This is a genomic window from Pseudomonas sp. IT-P100 (assembly GCF_949767185.1).
Lineage (GTDB): Bacteria > Pseudomonadota > Gammaproteobacteria > Pseudomonadales > Pseudomonadaceae > Aquipseudomonas > Aquipseudomonas fluorescens_B.
Map to the genome: position 1 here is coordinate 1 of NZ_CATKQK010000048.1, position 342 is coordinate 342.

Annotated in this window: 1 protein-coding gene; it reads left to right on the forward strand. The window is 66.7% G+C overall.

Annotated features, from left to right (window positions below; genetic code table 11):
- On the forward strand, positions 1-342 hold a 342-nt coding region (locus tag ACM6IQ_RS23845; protein ID WP_414880000.1), incomplete at both ends, for an Ig-like domain-containing protein.

Sequence of the window (342 nt, forward strand, 5' to 3'; positions counted from 1 at the left end):
ACCGCGACCGGCCAGATCAACGTCAACATCGTCGATGACACGCCCGATGCCAACCCTGACGCGACCTCGGTAACCGAAGGCGGCGTCGTCAGCGGCAACGTGCTGTGGAACGACGTCGCCGGCGCCGATGGCCCCTTGCTCGGCGGTGGCGTGGTCGGCGTGCGCGCCGGCTCGGACACTTCGACGCCAGTGAACGGCGGGCTCAACACCCAGATCAACGGTACTTACGGCTACCTGACCCTGGACGCCCAAGGCAACGCCGAGTACCACAGCTACCCGAACTCCGTGAACGGCCCGGGCGCGACCGACGTGTTCACTTACACCCTGCGCGATAACGACGGC